Here is a 16,863-nt window from a genome sequence, read left to right as displayed (position 1 = left end):
TTATCCGGCCCCCACAGGTTAGTGTTCCAAGAGTGACAACAGCCAGCTCCAATCAGACAGCCGAAAACCTGCCGTTGCGTGCCCGTATTCAATGAGCCAAGCCACCATGAAACGCTATGAAAAATTCGCCGACGACATTGCCGAGCTGATCCGCTCCGGGGTCCTTGGTCCCGGCCAGCGGGTCCCGTCGGTCCGCTACGCCAGCCAGACCTACGGCGTCAGCCCGTCGACGGTGTTCCAGGCCTATTACCTGCTGGAACGTCGCGGGCTGATCCGCGCCCGGCCGCGCTCGGGGTATTTCGTCAACACCCATGCGCCGAGCCCGTTCTCGGAGCCGGTGATCAGCAGCCAGGTGCACGAGTCCACCGAGGTCGACGTCAGCGAACTGGTGTTCTCGGTACTCGATTCGATCAAGGACCCGACCACCGTGCCTTTCGGCTCGGCCTTCCCCAGCCCGACGCTGTTCCCGCTGCAACGCCTGGCCCGCTCCCTGGCCAGTGCCAGCCGCGAGATGGACCCACGCATGGTGGTCACCGACCTGTCGCCGGGCAACCCGCAACTGCGCCGGCAGATCGCCCTGCGCTACATGGTTGGCGGGTTGATGCTGCCCATGGAGGAATTGCTGGTCACCAGTGGCGCCCTGGAGGCGCTGAACCTGTGCCTGCAAGCGGTGACCGAACCGGGCGACCTGGTCGCCATCGAGGCCCCGGCGTTCTATGCCTGCCTGCAGGTGCTGGAGCGCCTGAAGCTCAAGGCCGTGGAAATCCCCGTGCACCCCCGCGATGGTATCGACCTCGGCGTGCTGGCGCAGAACCTCGAGAAGCATCCGATCAAGGCCGTGTGGTGCATGACCAGCTTCCAGAACCCCATGGGCGCGACCATGCCCGAGGCGAAGAAACAGGCGCTGGTGGAGTTATTGCGTGAACACCAGGTGCCGCTGATCGAGGACGATGTCTACGCCGAGCTGTACTACGGCCAGCAGGCGCCCAAGCCGGCCAAGGCCTTCGATACCGAGGGGCTGGTGATGCACTGCGGCTCGTTCGCCAAGAGCCTGGCACCCGGTTATCGCATCGGTTGGGTCGCCGCAGGACGATTCGCGCAGAAGATCGAACGGCTGAAACTGATGACCTCGCTGTGCGCCTCGATGCCGGCCCAGGCGGCCATCGCCGACTACCTGCAGCACGGCGGCTACGACCGTCATCTGCGGCGCCTGCGTTATGCCCTGGAGGAACAGCAGAGCGCGATGCTCGCGGCGATTGCCCGCTATTTCCCGGCGCAGACCCGGGTCAGCCAGCCGGCTGGGGGTTATTTCCTCTGGCTGGAATTGCCGGAACAGATGGACTCGCTGAAGCTGTTCCAGATGGCGCTGGCCCAGGGCATCAGCATCGCACCGGGGCCGATCTTCTCGCCGGCCCGGCGCTTTCGCAACTGCATCCGCCTCAACTATGGCAGCCCGTGGGATGAGGCGTCGGAGAAGGCCATGGAAACGCTGGGGCGGATCGTGCGTTCCTTCTGAATCCACCCTATGGATTGATTGGGCTCAGCGCCCGCCCGCGAGGTCGAGGAAGGTCCCGGTGGTATACGAGGCCTTGTCCGACAGCAACCAGATGATGCCCTCGGCCACTTCCTCGGCACGCCCGCCACGGCCCATCGGGATCCCCGGTTCCAGCTTGCTGACCCGGTCCGGGTCACCGCTCAACGCGTGGAACTCGGTGAAGATGAACCCTGGTCGCACAGCATTGACCCGGATCCCCTCGCCCGCCAATTCCTTGGACAGGCCCAGGGTAAAGGTATCGAGCGCACCCTTGGAGGCCGCATAGTCGACGTACTCGTTGGCCGAACCCAGCCGTGCCGCTGCCGACGACACGTTGACGATGCTGCCGCCCTGCCCGCCATGGCGTGGCGACATGCGCAACACCGCATGCTTGGCGCAAAGCATCGGTCCCAGTACGTTGGTCTTCAGGGTCTGCAGCATGCGGAATTCGGACATCTCGTCGACCCGCGACTTGTGCCCGACCGTCCCGGCATTGTTCACCAGCGCCGTCACCCGCCCCAGCTCGGTGTCCACTCGCTGGAACAGATGGATCACCTCATCCTCGTCGCTGACATCCGCGCGCACCGTGATCGCTTGCGCGCCCAGTGCCCGCACCTGCTCCTGCACCTGGTGCGCCGCGTCTTCATCACGCAGGTAGTTGATGCAGATGCGGTAACCCTGCTGCGCCGCCAGCAACGCGGTCGCCGCGCCGATGCCACGGCTGCCACCGGTGATGACGATGACTTTTTCCATTACACCCTACCCCGTCGACTGGTCTCTGAGGTTCCAGAATAACCGTGGGACAAGGCGCTTGTGTAGCCATCAAGCGTCGTAGCCCTACCTCCGGCGCTCACATACACCCAGGCTTCGAGCCCGGAGGCCAGGCGTACCGCGGCCCGCTTGTAGTCCGACACCTCGTAGGCATCCGCCATCGCCCGCTCCTCGGCGGGGATCTGCAAGACCATGCCGGCGAATGTCAAGGCGGGTCCCGTCTCAGTGAAGACTCAGGCCATGGCCCCGGCCGGTGTCGACGTTGAGGTGCAACAGGCGACCCTGGTCATCGCTGAAGATCCAGTCCTGGCCCAGTTGGCGCACCCGCAGTCCGCCCTGTTCCGGCCAGTCCAGCCTGGCACACTCCCGTGACCGGGCGCGGTCCAGGAAATGGAACCGGTTGCCCCCGGCGGGCGCCAGGAACTGCGCAACCAGCCACCGTTCGTTAGCATAGAGGTGAGCTTGAAAATCCTCCGGGACCTCGGCGAGGCGAAAACGCTGCAAGGCCTTTCGGCCGCTGACCAACCAGTCCAACTGATCGCCGGCCTGGAGCTCGGACCAATACTCCAGGTATTCGCCAAGATGGTGGACCCGTTGCGAGAGATCCGGACGGATCAGCTTCGGCTCCGGGTCCCGGGAGAGCAGGCGCCGCTCAGGCAGCTTGTAGCGCCACTGCTCGGTGGTGCCATCGGCCAGGCAGAGCAGCCAGTACTCGTCATCCGCCGTGGCTTCGAGCTGCACCAATGGGCCAGGCAGGTCGCTCAGATGCCAGAGCGTGGCGAAGTCCCTGTCGATATCCACTACCCGCACCTGCTCACGGGTCGCAATGGTCCAGGCGATGCCATCGAACTGCCGGGCAAAGAACGCCAGGGCCAATACGCCGAGATCCCTGGCCTGCCCTGTCACCAGGTCCAGCTTGCTGATGCGCCAGACCGTACCGCGTTGCGCCAGGGCCAGGGCAATACGACGGTTGCTGCCGATCACCAGGTGACTGGCCGGCACGGCAAAACGCTGGCGAATCACACCCAGGCGATCGACCACGACCGCTCCCGACTCACCCAGTGCCACCAGGTAATGGTCATCCCGCAACGGTACGGCATCATGAAGCGCACGATTGCCCGGCGCCGGTGCCGACCAACGCAAGGGCGCTGAGACCGAGTGCAGGCCCGCCGGAGCATTGGCAGCCACCTCACCCTTGGGCAGGTCGAGCTTGAGCAACTCGTCGCCACTGAGTTTGACCAGCGCGGAAAGGTCCTTGGCCGTCAGGCCAGGATGTGCCCCGCCGTGGTCGGCCAGCACCGCATGCACCACCGCCGCCGCCAGCGCGCGCACCGTACGTGTCGACGGCGAGATGCCGATCAGCTCGATGGCCAGCACGGCACGCTCGTCAGCCCGTTCGGCATCGTCGCGCAAGGCACGCAGGTAAGGTTCATGGACTGCCAGGGTGTCGGGCAGCAACACCGCCCGCTTGACCAGCGCCGCTGCGGCCAGGCTGCCACCAGCGGCTTCGGCGGCAAGCAGCCATTGCCGGGCCCGCTCGCGCTCGGCAGGCAGCGGCCAGATCACCTCCACCGCCGCCAGCCAGTCACCCTGGCCGACCAGCATTTCGGCCCACTCCAGACGGAGCCGCTCGGCCGCCTCCGGCCAGTCGGCCTGCAGGCTCAGCACGGCCGCGGCAAACGCCTTGTCGCGACGAGCGACCAGTACCGCCCGCTGCCAATCGTCAGCCAGGCACAGCAGCCGGACGATCGTCGCCGGTTGCATATCCCAGGCCAGCGCCAACTCTGCCGCCTGTTTGCAGCGCTGGTGCTTCTCCAGGTAGTCCAGAGCTTCCTGGCGCGCATGCAGCAGCTCGGCGAGGACATACACGGCTTCCTCGATACGTCCCTTGCGATCGAGATCCTCGAAGGTCCGGCGATAGAGCTGGAGCAGATGGGCCTTGAGATCTTCCGCCAGGTTGACGCCCTGCACGCGGCCACCGACCTTACCCACTGCCAGGTTGTCGCGAGCCTTGAGTGCCCCCAGTGCCTGTTCGGTGGCAGTATTGCCGCCCATGGGAATGGCATGCCGCAGCGCCGCCTCGATATCGCCCCGCTCGAACATCTCGAGCATGCGCTGCATGTAGGCGGCATGCTGGCGGTTCAATAATGCATCCAGGTGTGAAGCCATCGCCATCCGGTTCAGCCATTGGCGCCAACGCGACAGCAGATCGGGCTTTGCTGTCCGACGCTCAGGCAGCGACGCGGTGCGATTGGCCGGGGCCGACGCGGCCTGCGTGGCCGGCCCCTGTTGACGGGCATGCGCCTGCTTGACCAGTGTCTGCCGCTCGACTTCGATACGCCCGCGGATGAACCGACGCAACAGCCAGAGAGTCATGGTCACTACCACGGCCGAACCGAGGAACCAGAGCGGATCAAAACCTGCGGACAGCGTTTCCCTGGGCACCGCTGCCGGCTTGACGCCTGGGGCTGACGGCACATCGTAGAGGCTCTGCAAATAGATGAACAGGATCACCACGGCGGCCACTCCCGGCACCAGCCAGGTGCGCCTTGCCGTCATGCCCTGCGCAGACTGGTGCGTCGCCGCAGGGCCATTCGCCGTGCCGGAAGCAGTTTTGCCTGCGCGGGTGCCAGCCGCCTCCAGCGCCTTGAGTACACCCTCGCGCTCGGCACTCGGGGCACCCACCACATCCCCCAGTACCTGGCGGATGTCCTGCGGCTCCCAGGTTTCGAGCACCGGCTCGGGCAAGGCCTGCGTGCAGTCGTAGGTTTCCAGCAAGCCGTAGTCGCCCAGGTCGAACCATTGGCCCGGTTGCAGCGCCTGCCCATCCGACAGGTTCAATGCCTGGGCCCGGGCATCGCGGATCAGCCACAGGTCCGCCAGGGGGAGCCGGTCGATTTCCGCCGGTTCAAGCCAGGCCGAACACAACGCCCTTCCCTGCCGGATCAGCGGCCAGGGGCCGAGGTGGTCGCAAGACATCGACAGCGGCGCCCCGAAGCACAGCACGTCACCGTCGGCAAAGCGATAGGCCCGCGCCCCGAGCTGCCAGTGCCGGATGATCTGCAACTGACTGGTCGTTTCATCGAAGCGCTCGCGCGGAAACCACAAGGCCCCGACCTGCTGCCAGCCGCGCAGACCGGGGCGCCGGATGGATGGGGAAAGCGAATCAGTCATCGGCCAGGTCCTTGCGGGCGGTCTGCAGGTGCATCCTCACGCTCCGGGTCTTCACATCGAAGACCAGCAGCTCGCGGGTTTCGGTAATCAGCGCGAGCAGCCCGGAGGCAGCGCAGAAGCTGGCCTTGAGGATGCGCGAGGTGCTGGAGTAAAGGCTCTCGGTCTTGTCGGGGCTGATCAGCAGCAGGGTCTTGCCACCACCGGTCTTGACCACCAGGGCGAACTGCCCGTGCTGGACATCGTGGAACAGGCCGATGGCCTTGCAGGTCGGCGGCAACTGGATCCGTGCCGCCGGCTGGGGGTGGCTGCCGGGCGTGAACAGGGTCCACTGCTCCTGCTGTTCCTGGCCGTGTTGTACGGCACAGCCACCGAAGCCTCGACGCCAGTGCAGCAGGTTGGCGAACAGCACCTCGGTCGCCGCTTTTCCATCGCCCAGCGGGAAAGGCTCATGACGCCGGTAGTCGAGGGAAAACAGACAGGCGAACAGTTGGCCGGCACGGCGGCTGGCGTAGACCAGGCTCACGTCATCAATCTGCTCCATGCCGAGCACATCCCGGTCCATATAGTGCGTGGCAACAGGCGTTGGGCGGCGCGTCGGCGAGGGAATTTCGGACTCCCAATAGGCCAGGGTCCGCCCCCCCGCCAGCACGACCAGCCGAGTACGGCTGGACGAACGCAGGCGCGCCGCCGGCAACGAGACAGTCGTACCCAGCGGAATCTGCAGCTCGTCCCGAGGTGGACAGGCAACCGGCTCCATGCCGGGCAGATGCCAGAAAGACAGATGCTCGCCAACACTCAACAAGGCACAGGGCTGGCGTGTGCGCAACACCACGCCCAACGGCCGGGCGCCACGCGCCCAGAGCTGGCGCCTGGTTTTCACCGCGTTCTTCTGCCCCGGCTGGGGAATCGAGAGAATCAGCAGGCCCGGCTCATCCAGCAGACGCACGGCAACATGGGTGCCAGCACTGGCAATCAGCGGCGGCGCGCTCAACGAGATGCGTTCCGCAGTGGTCATGTGTGCCTCCAGCGCGCCCTCTTTCTCGAACTGTCCCTTGAGCAACCGCATGGCTGCCGCCTGGTCGGGCTTGGGCAAGACGATCGGGCCGGCCTGCGATGGCCGCATCCGCAGCTCCAGCGCGTCCTCCAGCAGGCCCTGTCCGATCTGCAGCACACGCGCACGGCGCACAGCCGCGACGTCCGGCAGGCGCTGGCCGACCAGCCAGCACTCGCTGGCTTCCTCTGGATGCTCGGCCAAGGCCTCCTGCCAGCCCTGCCAATGGTCATCGGTGACCGTCGCATAGGTGCGGGCCTTGAGCAGCCCGCGCAACTGCGCCGATGAGCGCAGCTCGAACAGTTCCGGCTTCTGTTGCAATACCCCCCAGCGAAACTGCGCCCCGTTTTCCGCTGCCCGTCGAGCCAGCAAAATCATCAGCGCCAGATGCACCAGACGGGCGCCGCCCAGCTGCAACGGCCCGGCATCGAACAACACCACGATCAACCGGGATGCCTGCCGTGCCTGATACTGCGGGGCGAGAAACAGGTGCTCGCCACTGGAGGCGCGGCGCAGGAACTCATCGGCGAACTCGTCGGCCAATAGCCATTCGCTGCTCAACAGCCGCTCATAGGAGCCACGCCGGTGCAGGTTGCCCAGGCCATCGGGCTCCGGGACCCCGCCCAGGTGCGCGCCCCTGAATGGCCCGAGCAACGGGCTGATGCAACTGAGCAAGGCGCCGAGGCTCGGCACCAGTTGCGGGTCGAACCATTCCAGCCATTGCCGCCAGGGTTGCAGGGATTCGGGTAATTCCATCACAGACCTACACAAGCGGACGCTTTCGAGAGCATCGCGCGAAAAAAGGAACCGGCATCAACCCCACAACGCGGCGATGCGTGCCAGCAATTCGGCCGTGAGCGGCAGCGAGCGATCGAGCGGCACGCAGGTGGTCGGTTGGTGCCACACCAGCAGCGGTTGCCGGGCAAACTTCGCCAGCAGCGCCTGGGCCAGCAGGTCCATGGGCACATCCGGCTGCCAAAGGCTCGGCAGCCAGAGTTGCGGAGCCTGCTCGCAGGCACGGGCGTAGTCGACACCCTCCACCCAGGGCAGGCACGACGACTCGCCGCTGACGATCAGCACATCCCGATTGGCGGTGGCCTGCAGCCCTCGCAGCCGTTCGGTGCTCATCGACGCCAGGCGCGCATGCAGGTCCCTGGCCACTGTGCCCCAGGCCACCGCTGCAACAGGCGCAGCGGGTTCGGCCTGGGCCTTCCACCCCCAGCTCAAGCGGATCGGCTGGCTCATGTCGCCGGCGTCAGTTGCTTGACCAGCAGGCCCCTGAGGCCGAGCAGTTCTGGAGGCATGCTGTCCGTCGAGAAGTTCGCGTCGATCTCGCGCAACACCGCTTCGGACTCGCCAGGGTCGAAGCCCTCACCCGAGGCCCCGCGCATCAGGCAGCCCTGCGCCGACTCGATCAGGCGGCTGGCACGAGACATCGGCAGCAGCGTCGCCTCCTCCACCGCCGTGAACAGATTACGGTTGCTCGAAAGACGCAGCACCTCACGCAACACCTCGCGGCCATGCTGCTGGGACTCCTTGGTCGCCAGCGCATAAAGCAGCGGCCACAGGTCCGCCTCGGTGGCTTGCAGACGCCCACCCAGCAACGCGGCGGCGGCAATCAGCCGCTGGGACTTGACGATTCGCCGGTCGGACAACTGGATGCCCGCCGCGCGCAACAGGCGGATCGCGTTGGCCAGGGCCGGCCGCACCCGCTCCATGTCGACCTGCCGCAATGCCTGGCTGAGGGTGTCGAGGTCATTCAGGCCGAGCAATTGCCGAACGGGCAACTGATCGGCCTGCCAGCCGCCGCTGAGCATGGCTTCCAGTTGGTTGTCCGGCACGGAGTCGACGAACAGGTGCAGCAGGAAACGATCGCCGAAAGCCGCCAGGGCCTCGTCATCCGGCAAGCCGTTGGCGGCGCCGACACAGACCCGCAACGGACATTTGATCTGGGTGTGCCCGCGCCGGAACTGGCGCTCGTTGAGCACGCCGAGCAAGGTGTTGAGGATCGCGGTGGAGCCGAGGAACACCTCGTCGAGAAAGACGATATCCGCTTCCGGCAGCATGCCGCTGACATCGGTTTCCACCGTGCCTTCACGCAGTTTCTTCAGGTCGACCGGGCCGAACAGCTCCGACGGCTCGGTGAACCGTCCCAGCAGGTATTCGAAGTAGCGCCCACCCATGGCCTGGGCCACGCGTCGTACCACGGCGCTCTTGGCAGTGCCCGGTGGGCCGACCACCAGCAGGTGTTCCTGGGCCACGGCGGCCAGCACGATCAGTTCGGCCAGTTGCTCACGCCCGACCAGGCCTTCGGTTGCCGCCCTGACGCCCTGGCGAATCTGTTGTGCAGCTAGCTGAATGGCGGACAACATGAACCGAATCCTTCCCTGAGCAAAAGAGCGAATCTTGCCTCAAACAGCCCTGGTAGCAAAGCGCCTGCTTGCCTGGGACAGAGACAGGAGCGTCCGCCTCTATGGTTATGCGAAGAGGTTATTTAACCAAAGCGCCCGCCTCCCATAAGCTCCGCTCACCGGACAACCGGCCCCGCCCTTCTCTCAACTGTCATCGCGAGGTGTCCATGGTCGCTCCGGTTCCTGCTCCTTCCCGTTCCCGCCTGTTGCTCTACGCACTGGCTGTCGCCTCCGCACTGGGGGCGTCCCATGTCGAGGCCAATGAAACCCTGCGCATCGGCTACCAGAAATCCTCGACCCTGATCACCCTGCTGAAAAGCCAGGGCACCCTGGAAAAAGCCCTGGCCAAGGAGCATATCGACGTCAGCTGGCACGAGTTTCCCAGTGGCCTGCCACTGCTCGAATCGCTGAACGTGGGCAACGTCGACATCAGTGCCGATGTCGCCGATACCGTGCCGGTGTTCGCCCAGGCGGCGAAGGCCAAGCTCACCTACTTCGCCCAGGAGGCGGCCTCGCCGGCAGCCCAGGCGATTGTCGTGCGCAAGGATTCGCCGATCACCAACCTGGCCGGTCTCAAGGGCCACACGGTCGCGGTGACCAAGGCCGCCGGCAGCCACTACCTGTTGATTGCCGCGCTGGCCAAGGCCGGGCTGAAGTTCAGCGATATCACCCCGGCCTACCTGACACCCGCCGATGGCCGGGCGGCCTTCGAAAACGGCAAGGTCGATGCCTGGGTGACCTGGGAACCGTTCCTCAGCGGCGTGCAGCGCCAACTGCCGACCCGCACCCTCGCCGACGGCCAGGGCCTGGCCAGCTACAAGCGCTACTACCTGGCAAGCACGCCCTATGCCCAGGCGCATCCGCAGGTGCTGAAGCAGGTGTTTGCCGAGCTGCAGAAGTCCGGTGAGTGGATCAAGGCTCATCCGCAGGACGCCGCCAAGGTCCTCGGCCCACTGTGGGGCGGCCTGGATGCGGCGACGGTCGAAGCTGCCAACCAGCATCGCAGCTATGCAGTGCAGGCAGTGACGGTCGACCAGTTGGGCGAGCAACAGCAGATTGCCGATGCCTTCCTCGCCGCGGGGCTGCTGCCGCAGAAGGTCGACACCCGCGACGTCGGTATATGGAAGCCCTGAATCGCAACCTGGCCCTGCCGCCAGTGTGGCGAGAGGGCTTGCCCCCGCTGGAGCGCAAGGCGCTCCCAAGCCAGCTTGCACAATCATTCAGGCATGCCGGAAACACAGGTCTTGCGGCTGTTTTGCAGCCGAGCTGCGGGCAAGCCCGCTCGCCACAAGGTTCGCTCATCTCGGCTCATTGCCAGGTCTGCTTGCCACGGATGGCGCAGGCCAGCGCACTGAGGGCAATCGCCAGGCCGGCCAGGGAATAGACCCAACTGGCCGACGCCACTGGCAGCAGCACACCGGCCAGCAACGGCCCGACACCGGCACCGATATCCCGCCACACCGCATTCGAAGCCAACGCCTGGACTCGCCCGGCGCCGGGGTTGCGCTGGGCCACCAGGGTCACCACCAACGGCAGTTGCAGGGCCCGCAGGACCAGCACCGAGCCGGCACCGAGAATCAGCCAGTGGCTGCCGAAGGCCGCCAGGGCCAGGCCGCTGAGGATCGAGAACAGCAACAGCATGCGCACCACGCCATAACGGTCGGCCACTCGCCCGCCCAAGGGGCTGAGGAACATTTCCGAGACGTACCGCAGGGCCATCAGCACCCCGGCGATAATCACCGCATTGCCGCCGAGCACGGCGCTGGCCTGCAGCGACAGGCCGAAGATGAACAGTCCGTCGAGGGCCACGCCTTCGACGAAGGACCAGACCGCCACGCTGTCCGGCCACTTGAAGCGTCGGCCGGCCGGCGCCGCCAGCTCGTGACCCTGGCTCGGCAGGCCACGCGCCACCCACAGGCCGATCAGCGAGGTGGCACACAGCAGCAGGAAAATCAGCCGTGGCCCGATCTGCAGGCTCAGCCAGCCACCGAGGGCCAGGGCGATCATCGGGCCGATGGCAATGATGCCTCGTGAGCGCCCTGCCCGGCGTGCCGCACCGGCAGGCTCGAGGGTCGCCAGTACTTGCGTCGACAGGTTCAGTGCAGCAAAGGACAGGCCCCAACCCAGGCGCAACAGCAGCAGCCAGAAGAACCCCGAGATCAGCGAATTGCCCAGGGCACACAGGGCGCTGACGGACGCTGCCAGCATCAGGGTCAAGCGGTCGCCGTGGCGAGCGTAGTAACGCAGCACGTAGCCATAGCCGAAGATTCGCACCAGGCGATTGGCCGCCAACAGCACCCCGGCCTGGGCCAGGGTCACGCCAAAGGCCTGGGTGTTCATCGGCAGCAACAGGTAGAGCAATACGTCGCTGGGCAGGCACAGCGCCAGCACCATCGCCGCACGGCGGGAGGCGGAATCGGTCGAGTGAGCGGCCACGGCTGACATGGAGGACGAGGTCTTCGCGCGAGGAACAGGCCCGCCAGCATGCCGGGTCGAAACAAGCGCTGACAACACTTTTTGAAACATGTTTGTAATGTTGCCGGAGCAACAGCGGTTCAACAGAGTGCACGCGAACAAACACCAGCGCCTCCCCGGTGGAGGCCGGCTTGCTGGGGATGGCTATCGCGCTGCCCCCACATTTTCATTGGATCGTTACCACGCAGAGCGTCATCGCCGGCCCTTCGCGGGCAAGCCCTGCTCCTACAGATTTCGCGTCGTATTCAACACGGATGTACCACACGAAACCTGTAGGAGCAGGGCTTGCCCGCGAAGAGGCCCGAAAGCCTTGCACCCAGCTGGCATAGAGACTGCATTATTCCTTTTAGGCAGATCACCAAGACCATGACTGCCAAATCAGAAATAAGCCTGCAGTCCCTCTCCCTGGAGCATCCGATGAAAGCCCTCGACCCGATCACCAAGGCCGCGCGCCTGCTGGCCGCCGCCACCGCGCTGGCATTGGGCCTGCAACCCCTGGCCCAGGCCGCCGAAACCCCACCGGCCGAAGTCAAGCTGGACTACGCCTACTATTCGCCCGTCAGCCTGGCGCTGCGGCATTTCGGCTGGCTGGAAAAAGCCCTGCCGCAGAGCAAGGTCACCTGGGTCCTGAGCCAGGGCAGCAACCGTTCCCTGGAATACCTCAACAGTGGCGGCGTCGACTTCGGTTCCTCGGCCAGCCTCGCCGCCGTGCTCGCCCGGGCCAACGGCAGCCCGATCAAGTCGATCTATGTCTACAGCCGTGCCGAGTGGACTGCACTGCTGGTGCGCAAGGACTCGCCGTACCAGAGCATCGCCGATCTCAAGGGCAAGAAGATTGCCGCGACCAAAGGCACCGACCCGTACCTGTTCACCTTGCGCGCGCTGCAACAGGCCGGCCTGGGCGGGGACGACGTGGAGCTGGTGCACCTGCAACATCCGGATGGTCGCACCGCGCTGGAGAAAGGCGACGTCGACGCCTGGGCCGGTCTCGACCCGCACATGGCCGCCAGCGAGCTCCAGGCCGGTTCGCGCCTGCTGTACCGCAACCCCGGCTTCAACAGCTACGGGGTGATCAGCGTCACCGAGAAATTTGCCAAGGAGCATCCGCAGACCATCGAAACCGTGCTCGGCGCCTATGAAAAAGCCCGTGAGTGGGCCCTGCAGAACCCCGACGAACTGGCTGGCCTGCTGGCCAGCGAATCCGGCCTGCCGCTGGATGTCGCCAAGCTGCAACTGTCGCGCACCGACCTGAAGAACGCCCGCCTCGGCCCGCAGGACCTGGTGGCCTCGAAGGCCGCTGCGCCGATCCTGGTGTCCGAGGAACTGGTCCGTCGCGGGGTGAATGTCGACCAGGTCATCGATCAGTTGATCGACAGCCGTTTCAGTCCCGTCGCGGTCGCCCACCAGTAACGGCCACCTGGAGCCCCCATGAACGCCAAGAGCAAAGCCCTGCCTGCCGGCCTCGATACACCCGCCCCCGCAGCAGCCAGCGCGTCGGCCTGGCCACGGCGGCTCAAGGGGCTGGTATTGCCGGCACTGATCATCGCCCTGCTGGAAGTGGTGGTTCGCCTCGGCTGGGTGCCGGCCTACCAGATGCCGGCACCCAGCGACATCGTCCTGACCCTGCGCGACCTGGGCGAAGGAGCGCTGTGGAAGCACATCAGCGCCAGCCTGCTGCGGGTCCTCGGCGGTTTTGCCATCGGCACCGGCCTGGCCCTGGCGTTCGCCGCCTGGGTCGGTCTGAGCCGGGAGGCCGAAGCCTACCTGGAACCGACGTTCGCCGGCCTGCGTTCGATCCCGAGCCTGGCCTGGGTGCCCTTGCTGCTGCTGTGGCTGGGTATCGACGAGACCTCGAAAATCGTCCTGATCGCCATCGGCGCCTTTTTCCCGGTGTACCTCAACGGTGTCGCGGCGATCCGCAATATCGACCGCAAGCTGGTCGAGGTCGGGCAGATGCTCGGTTTCAGCCGCTACCGGCTGATACGCCGCATCCTGCTGCCGGCAGCCCTGCCGGGGTTGTTCACCGGCCTGCGCAGCGGCATGAGCCTGGCCTGGATGTTCCTGGTGGCAGCCGAACTGATCGCCGCGACCAAGGGCTTGGGCTACCTGCTCAGCGACGGTCGGGAAACCTCGCGACCGGATATCGTGCTGGCGGCGATTATCGTCCTGGCAGTCCTGGGCAAACTCAGCGACGGTCTGCTGGCCGGCCTGGAAAAACGTTTCCTGGCCTGGCGCGACACCTTCAACGGCCAGGGCCGGGAGTCTTGAACATGAGCGAAACACTGCTGGACCTGTATGTCGAACGCAAGGCATTTGCCCAGACCACGGTGCTCAGGCAGGTCAGCCTGCAACTGCATGCCGGGGAAGCCGTCAGCCTGCTGGGCCCGAGCGGTTGCGGCAAAAGCACACTGCTGCGGATTGTCGCCGGGCTGGAAAAGGACTTCGAAGGCGAGCTGAAACAGACCACTTCGCCGATCGCCTTCGTCTTCCAGGAACCACGCCTGATGCCCTGGCTGACGGTGGAACAGAACATTGGCTTCAGCGAGGACGACCATTACGACCGGGCCTGGGTCACGCAACTGATCGAGGAAGTCGGGCTGGCCGGTTTCGCCCAGGCATTGCCCAAGGAGTTGTCTGGGGGCATGGCACAGCGGGTGGCGATTGCCCGAGGGCTGTATTCGAAACCACGGGTGCTGTTGCTCGATGAGCCGTTCAGCGCAGTGGACGCCTTTACCCGAATGAAGTTGCAGGACTTGCTCCTGCAACTGGCCCGGCGGCATGGCATCGCCCTGCTGCTGGTCACCCACGATGTCGACGAGGCGCTGTACCTCAGCGACCGGGTGCTGGTGATGGATAACCGCCCCAGCCGCATTCGCCAGACCCTCGAGATCGACCTGCCACATCCTCGCGATCGTCGCGATCCGCGGCTGGCCGACCTCAAGGCACTATCGCTGACCGAACTGCACCTGGCTCATGTGATCTAGAGCGCCTGGCCTTAAACCAGCAACGCGCGACGCTTGAGTTCGCTGTTGAGAATGAAGTCATTCTCCGAGTAGTCGACCGGGCAGTCGATCACGTGCACGCCAGGGGTCTTGATGCAGTGTTCGAGCAGCGGCAGCAGGCCTTCGGCGCTTTCCACCCGATGGCCGTTGGCCCCATAGGCTTCGGCGTACTTGACGAAGTCCGGGTTGCCATAGTCCAGGCCGAAGTCGGTGAAGCCCATGTTCGCCTGCTTCCAGCGGATCATCCCGTAGCCGTCGTCACGCAGGATCACCACGGTGATGTGCATGCCCAGGCGTACGGCGGTTTCCAGTTCCTGGCTGTTCATCATGAAGCCGCCGTCACCGCAGACCGAAATCACCGGACGATCCGGATGCACCAGGTGCGCCGCCATCGCCGACGGCAGGCCGGCGCCCATGGTCGCCAGGGCGTTGTCCAGCAACACGGTGTTCGGCTTGTGGGCCTTGTAGTTGCGGGCGAACCAGATCTTGTAGATGCCGTTGTCCAGGGCAACGATGCCTTCGGATGGCAGTACGCGACGGATGTCGGCGACCAGCCGCTGCGGGTAGACCGGGAAGCGATTGTCGTCCGCGCCTTCGGCGATCTGTGCTTCGTTGGCCTCGCGAATCGCCATCAGGCGGCTGAAGTCCCAGTGCGGGTTGTCGCCCAGGGCCTCGCCGATCTGCCAGACGGCGTTGGCGATGTCGCCGATCACTTCGATCTGCGGGAAGTACACCGCGTCGACTTCGGCGGAGCGGAAGTTGATGTGAATGACTTCGGTTCCGCCACGGACCATGAAGAACGGCGGTTTCTCGATCACGTCGTGGCCGATGTTGACGATCAGGTCGGCGGCCTCGACGGCGCGATGGACGAAATCACCGGAGGACAGCGCGGCGTTGCCGAGGAAGCGCGGATGGCGCTCGTCGACCACGCCCTTGCCCATCTGGGTGGTGATGAACGGAATGCCGGTCTGGTCGATCAGTTGCTTGAGAACCTTGGCGGTCATCTTGCGGTTGGCACCGGCACCGATCACCAGGATCGGGCTGCGGGCCTTCTGCAGTTTCTCCACGGCGGCCTCGACGGCCTTGTGCTCGGCCAGCGGACGGCGATGCAGGCTTGGCGGGATCGGCATCGAGTCGGTCTGCTCGGCGGCGATGTCTTCCGGCAATTCCAGGTGCACCGCGCCCGGTTTCTCTTCCTCGGCCAGTCGGAAGGCTTCACGCATACGGGCCGGGATGTTGTCGGCCGAGGCGAACTGGTGGGTGTACTTGGTGATCGGGTCCATCATGCCGCAGACGTCGATGATCTGGAATCGACCCTGCTTGGACTTCTTGATCGGTTTCTGGCCGGTGATCATCATCATCGGCATGCCGCCCAGGTAGGCATAGGCGCTGGCGGTCACCAGGTTGGTCGCGCCAGGGCCGAGGGTCGACAGGCTGACGCCGGTCTTGCCGGTCAGGCGGCCGTAGGTGGCGGCCATGAAGCCGGCGGACTGTTCGTGACGGGTCAGGACCAGTTTGATCGGCGACTTGCGCAGCGATTCCAGCAGGTCGAGGTTCTCCTCGCCAGGAATGCCGAACACATACTCGACACCTTCGTTTTCCAGGCATTGCACAACGACATCGGCGGCCTTGGCCATTTATCTACCTCAATCTCGATAAGCGCTTTCGCGCGTCTTGCAGTTGTTGTCAGGGGGACGGACCCGTTTTTTCACGCAGGCGGTGCCACAGTAACACCGCCCTGGCCACTCTGGACCAACGCGGCGCGCACAAAACCTTCGACTTTGCGACGTTCGACGAAGTCACGGACAAAGGCCGCTGCGGCCTTGCGACGAATTGGCACAGCCATGGCCTGGCGAATGGACGTGAAGGCCCCCTCCAGCACCCGCTGCCGTGGATCGCCGGCGGCAACCTTTTCCAGCGGCTGGCGCACACCGGCCGCCGCGTCGAGGCCTTGGGCCAGGTAAAGGTCCACCGCACCGGCCGAGGTTTCCGCGCGCTCGAGCTGCGCATGCTGCAACGTACGGGACAGGAACAGGTCATAGGCCGCGCCTTTCCCAACGGCCAGGCGCAAGCCCGGTTGATCGAGATCCTCGACCTTCACGTAGGGCGAATCGGCCGCCACCAGGTAGGTGCCTTCGATCAGCACGTAAGGCTCGCTGAAGGCGATCTGTTGCGCGCGCACCGGCTCGATCGCCAGGAAGGCGACGTCCCAGGCGCCCTCCTCCAGGGCCACGAAAACCTTGCCGGCGGCATCGAAGGTGACGATCTCCAGCAGCACACCCAGCTCCTGGGCCAGGGCCTTGGCCAATGCCACCGAAACGCCCTGGGGCGAACCGTCGAGCCCCTTCTGCGCCAGCACCGGATTGCCATAGTTGATGGCCGCACGCAGCACGCCACGGGGGGCCAACTCATCGATTACCGCAGGGTTGATAGCACGACTCATCT

Annotated in this window: 13 protein-coding genes and 1 pseudogene; 5 read left to right on the top strand and 9 right to left on the bottom strand. The window is 65.4% G+C overall.

Annotation, left to right across the window (positions count from 1 at the left end; genetic code table 11):
- Nucleotides 1-106 precede the first annotated feature (106 nt).
- On the top strand, nt 107-1,516 hold the full coding sequence (gene mapR / locus AC6I6U_RS16870; protein ID WP_497877182.1) for a GntR family transcriptional regulator MpaR: 1,410 nt from the start codon (nt 107-109) through the stop codon (nt 1,514-1,516).
- Between the two features lie 24 nt (nt 1,517-1,540).
- Here mapR and AC6I6U_RS16865 read toward each other — a convergent pair whose 3' ends face one another.
- From AC6I6U_RS16865 to AC6I6U_RS16840, 6 genes and pseudogenes are all read right to left on the bottom strand, one after another.
- Entirely contained in the window at nt 1,541-2,287 is a 747-nt protein-coding gene (locus tag AC6I6U_RS16865) for an SDR family oxidoreductase (protein WP_497877181.1), read from the bottom strand.
- Between the two features lie 92 nt (nt 2,288-2,379).
- Nucleotides 2,380-2,502 (bottom strand): annotated as a pseudogene (locus AC6I6U_RS16860) (gamma-glutamylcyclotransferase family protein); the annotation flags it as partial.
- A 25-nt stretch (nt 2,503-2,527) separates the two neighbouring features.
- Nucleotides 2,528-5,479 carry a bpX6 domain-containing protein gene (locus AC6I6U_RS16855; RefSeq protein WP_497877180.1) on the bottom strand — a complete coding sequence of 984 codons (2,952 nt, stop codon included), beginning with the start codon at nt 5,477-5,479 and terminating at the stop codon, nt 2,528-2,530.
- Nucleotides 5,472-7,286, bottom strand: coding sequence for a hypothetical protein (locus AC6I6U_RS16850; RefSeq protein WP_497877179.1), 1,815 nt, complete (start codon nt 7,284-7,286; stop codon nt 5,472-5,474). Before AC6I6U_RS16850 ends, AC6I6U_RS16855 begins: the two co-directional genes overlap by 8 nt.
- 57 nt (nt 7,287-7,343) lie before the next feature.
- A complete protein-coding gene (locus AC6I6U_RS16845) occupies nt 7,344-7,775 on the bottom strand; it encodes a bpX5 domain-containing protein (protein ID WP_497877178.1) in 432 nt (143 codons plus the stop codon).
- Nucleotides 7,772-8,902: an AAA family ATPase gene (locus AC6I6U_RS16840; RefSeq protein ID WP_497877177.1), complete on the bottom strand. Its 1,131-nt coding sequence runs from the start codon at nt 8,900-8,902 to the stop codon at nt 7,772-7,774. Before AC6I6U_RS16840 ends, AC6I6U_RS16845 begins: the two co-directional genes overlap by 4 nt.
- A gap of 206 nt (nt 8,903-9,108) precedes the next feature.
- Between AC6I6U_RS16840 and AC6I6U_RS16835 the strand changes: the two genes are divergently transcribed.
- Nucleotides 9,109-10,074: an aliphatic sulfonate ABC transporter substrate-binding protein gene (locus AC6I6U_RS16835; protein WP_497877176.1), complete on the top strand. Its 966-nt coding sequence runs from the start codon at nt 9,109-9,111 to the stop codon at nt 10,072-10,074.
- Between the two features lie 175 nt (nt 10,075-10,249).
- Here AC6I6U_RS16835 and AC6I6U_RS16830 read toward each other — a convergent pair whose 3' ends face one another.
- Complete coding sequence (locus AC6I6U_RS16830; protein ID WP_497877175.1) at nt 10,250-11,386, bottom strand: MFS transporter; 1,137 nt, start codon at nt 11,384-11,386, stop codon at nt 10,250-10,252.
- A 447-nt stretch (nt 11,387-11,833) separates the two neighbouring features.
- On the opposite strand from AC6I6U_RS16830, the gene AC6I6U_RS16825 reads away from it, so the two are divergent.
- From AC6I6U_RS16825 to AC6I6U_RS16815, 3 genes are read left to right on the top strand one after another with little or no spacing between them, the layout of a single operon-like run.
- Entirely contained in the window at nt 11,834-12,826 is a 993-nt protein-coding gene (locus AC6I6U_RS16825) for an aliphatic sulfonate ABC transporter substrate-binding protein (protein ID WP_497877174.1), read from the top strand.
- An 18-nt stretch (nt 12,827-12,844) separates the two neighbouring features.
- Nucleotides 12,845-13,684 (top strand): ABC transporter permease, encoded by an 840-nt coding sequence (locus AC6I6U_RS16820; RefSeq protein ID WP_497877173.1) that lies wholly within the window; start codon nt 12,845-12,847, stop codon nt 13,682-13,684.
- Nucleotides 13,685-13,686: 2 nt separating this feature from the next.
- Complete coding sequence (locus AC6I6U_RS16815; protein ID WP_497877172.1) at nt 13,687-14,400, top strand: ABC transporter ATP-binding protein; 714 nt, start codon at nt 13,687-13,689, stop codon at nt 14,398-14,400.
- Nucleotides 14,401-14,411: 11 nt separating this feature from the next.
- On the opposite strand, the gene AC6I6U_RS16810 is transcribed toward AC6I6U_RS16815, so the two are convergent.
- Nucleotides 14,412-16,055 carry an acetolactate synthase large subunit gene (locus AC6I6U_RS16810; protein WP_017907133.1) on the bottom strand — a complete coding sequence of 548 codons (1,644 nt, stop codon included), beginning with the start codon at nt 16,053-16,055 and terminating at the stop codon, nt 14,412-14,414.
- A gap of 71 nt (nt 16,056-16,126) precedes the next feature.
- On the bottom strand, nt 16,127-16,861 hold the full coding sequence (locus AC6I6U_RS16805) for a transporter substrate-binding domain-containing protein (protein WP_497877171.1): 735 nt from the start codon (nt 16,859-16,861) through the stop codon (nt 16,127-16,129).
- Nucleotides 16,862-16,863 lie beyond the last annotated feature (2 nt).

The organism is Pseudomonas sp. UTLPPB19802 (assembly GCF_059730225.1).
Note: the sequence above shows the minus strand (reverse complement) of the source record. Positions and strands in the feature narration are given on the sequence as shown.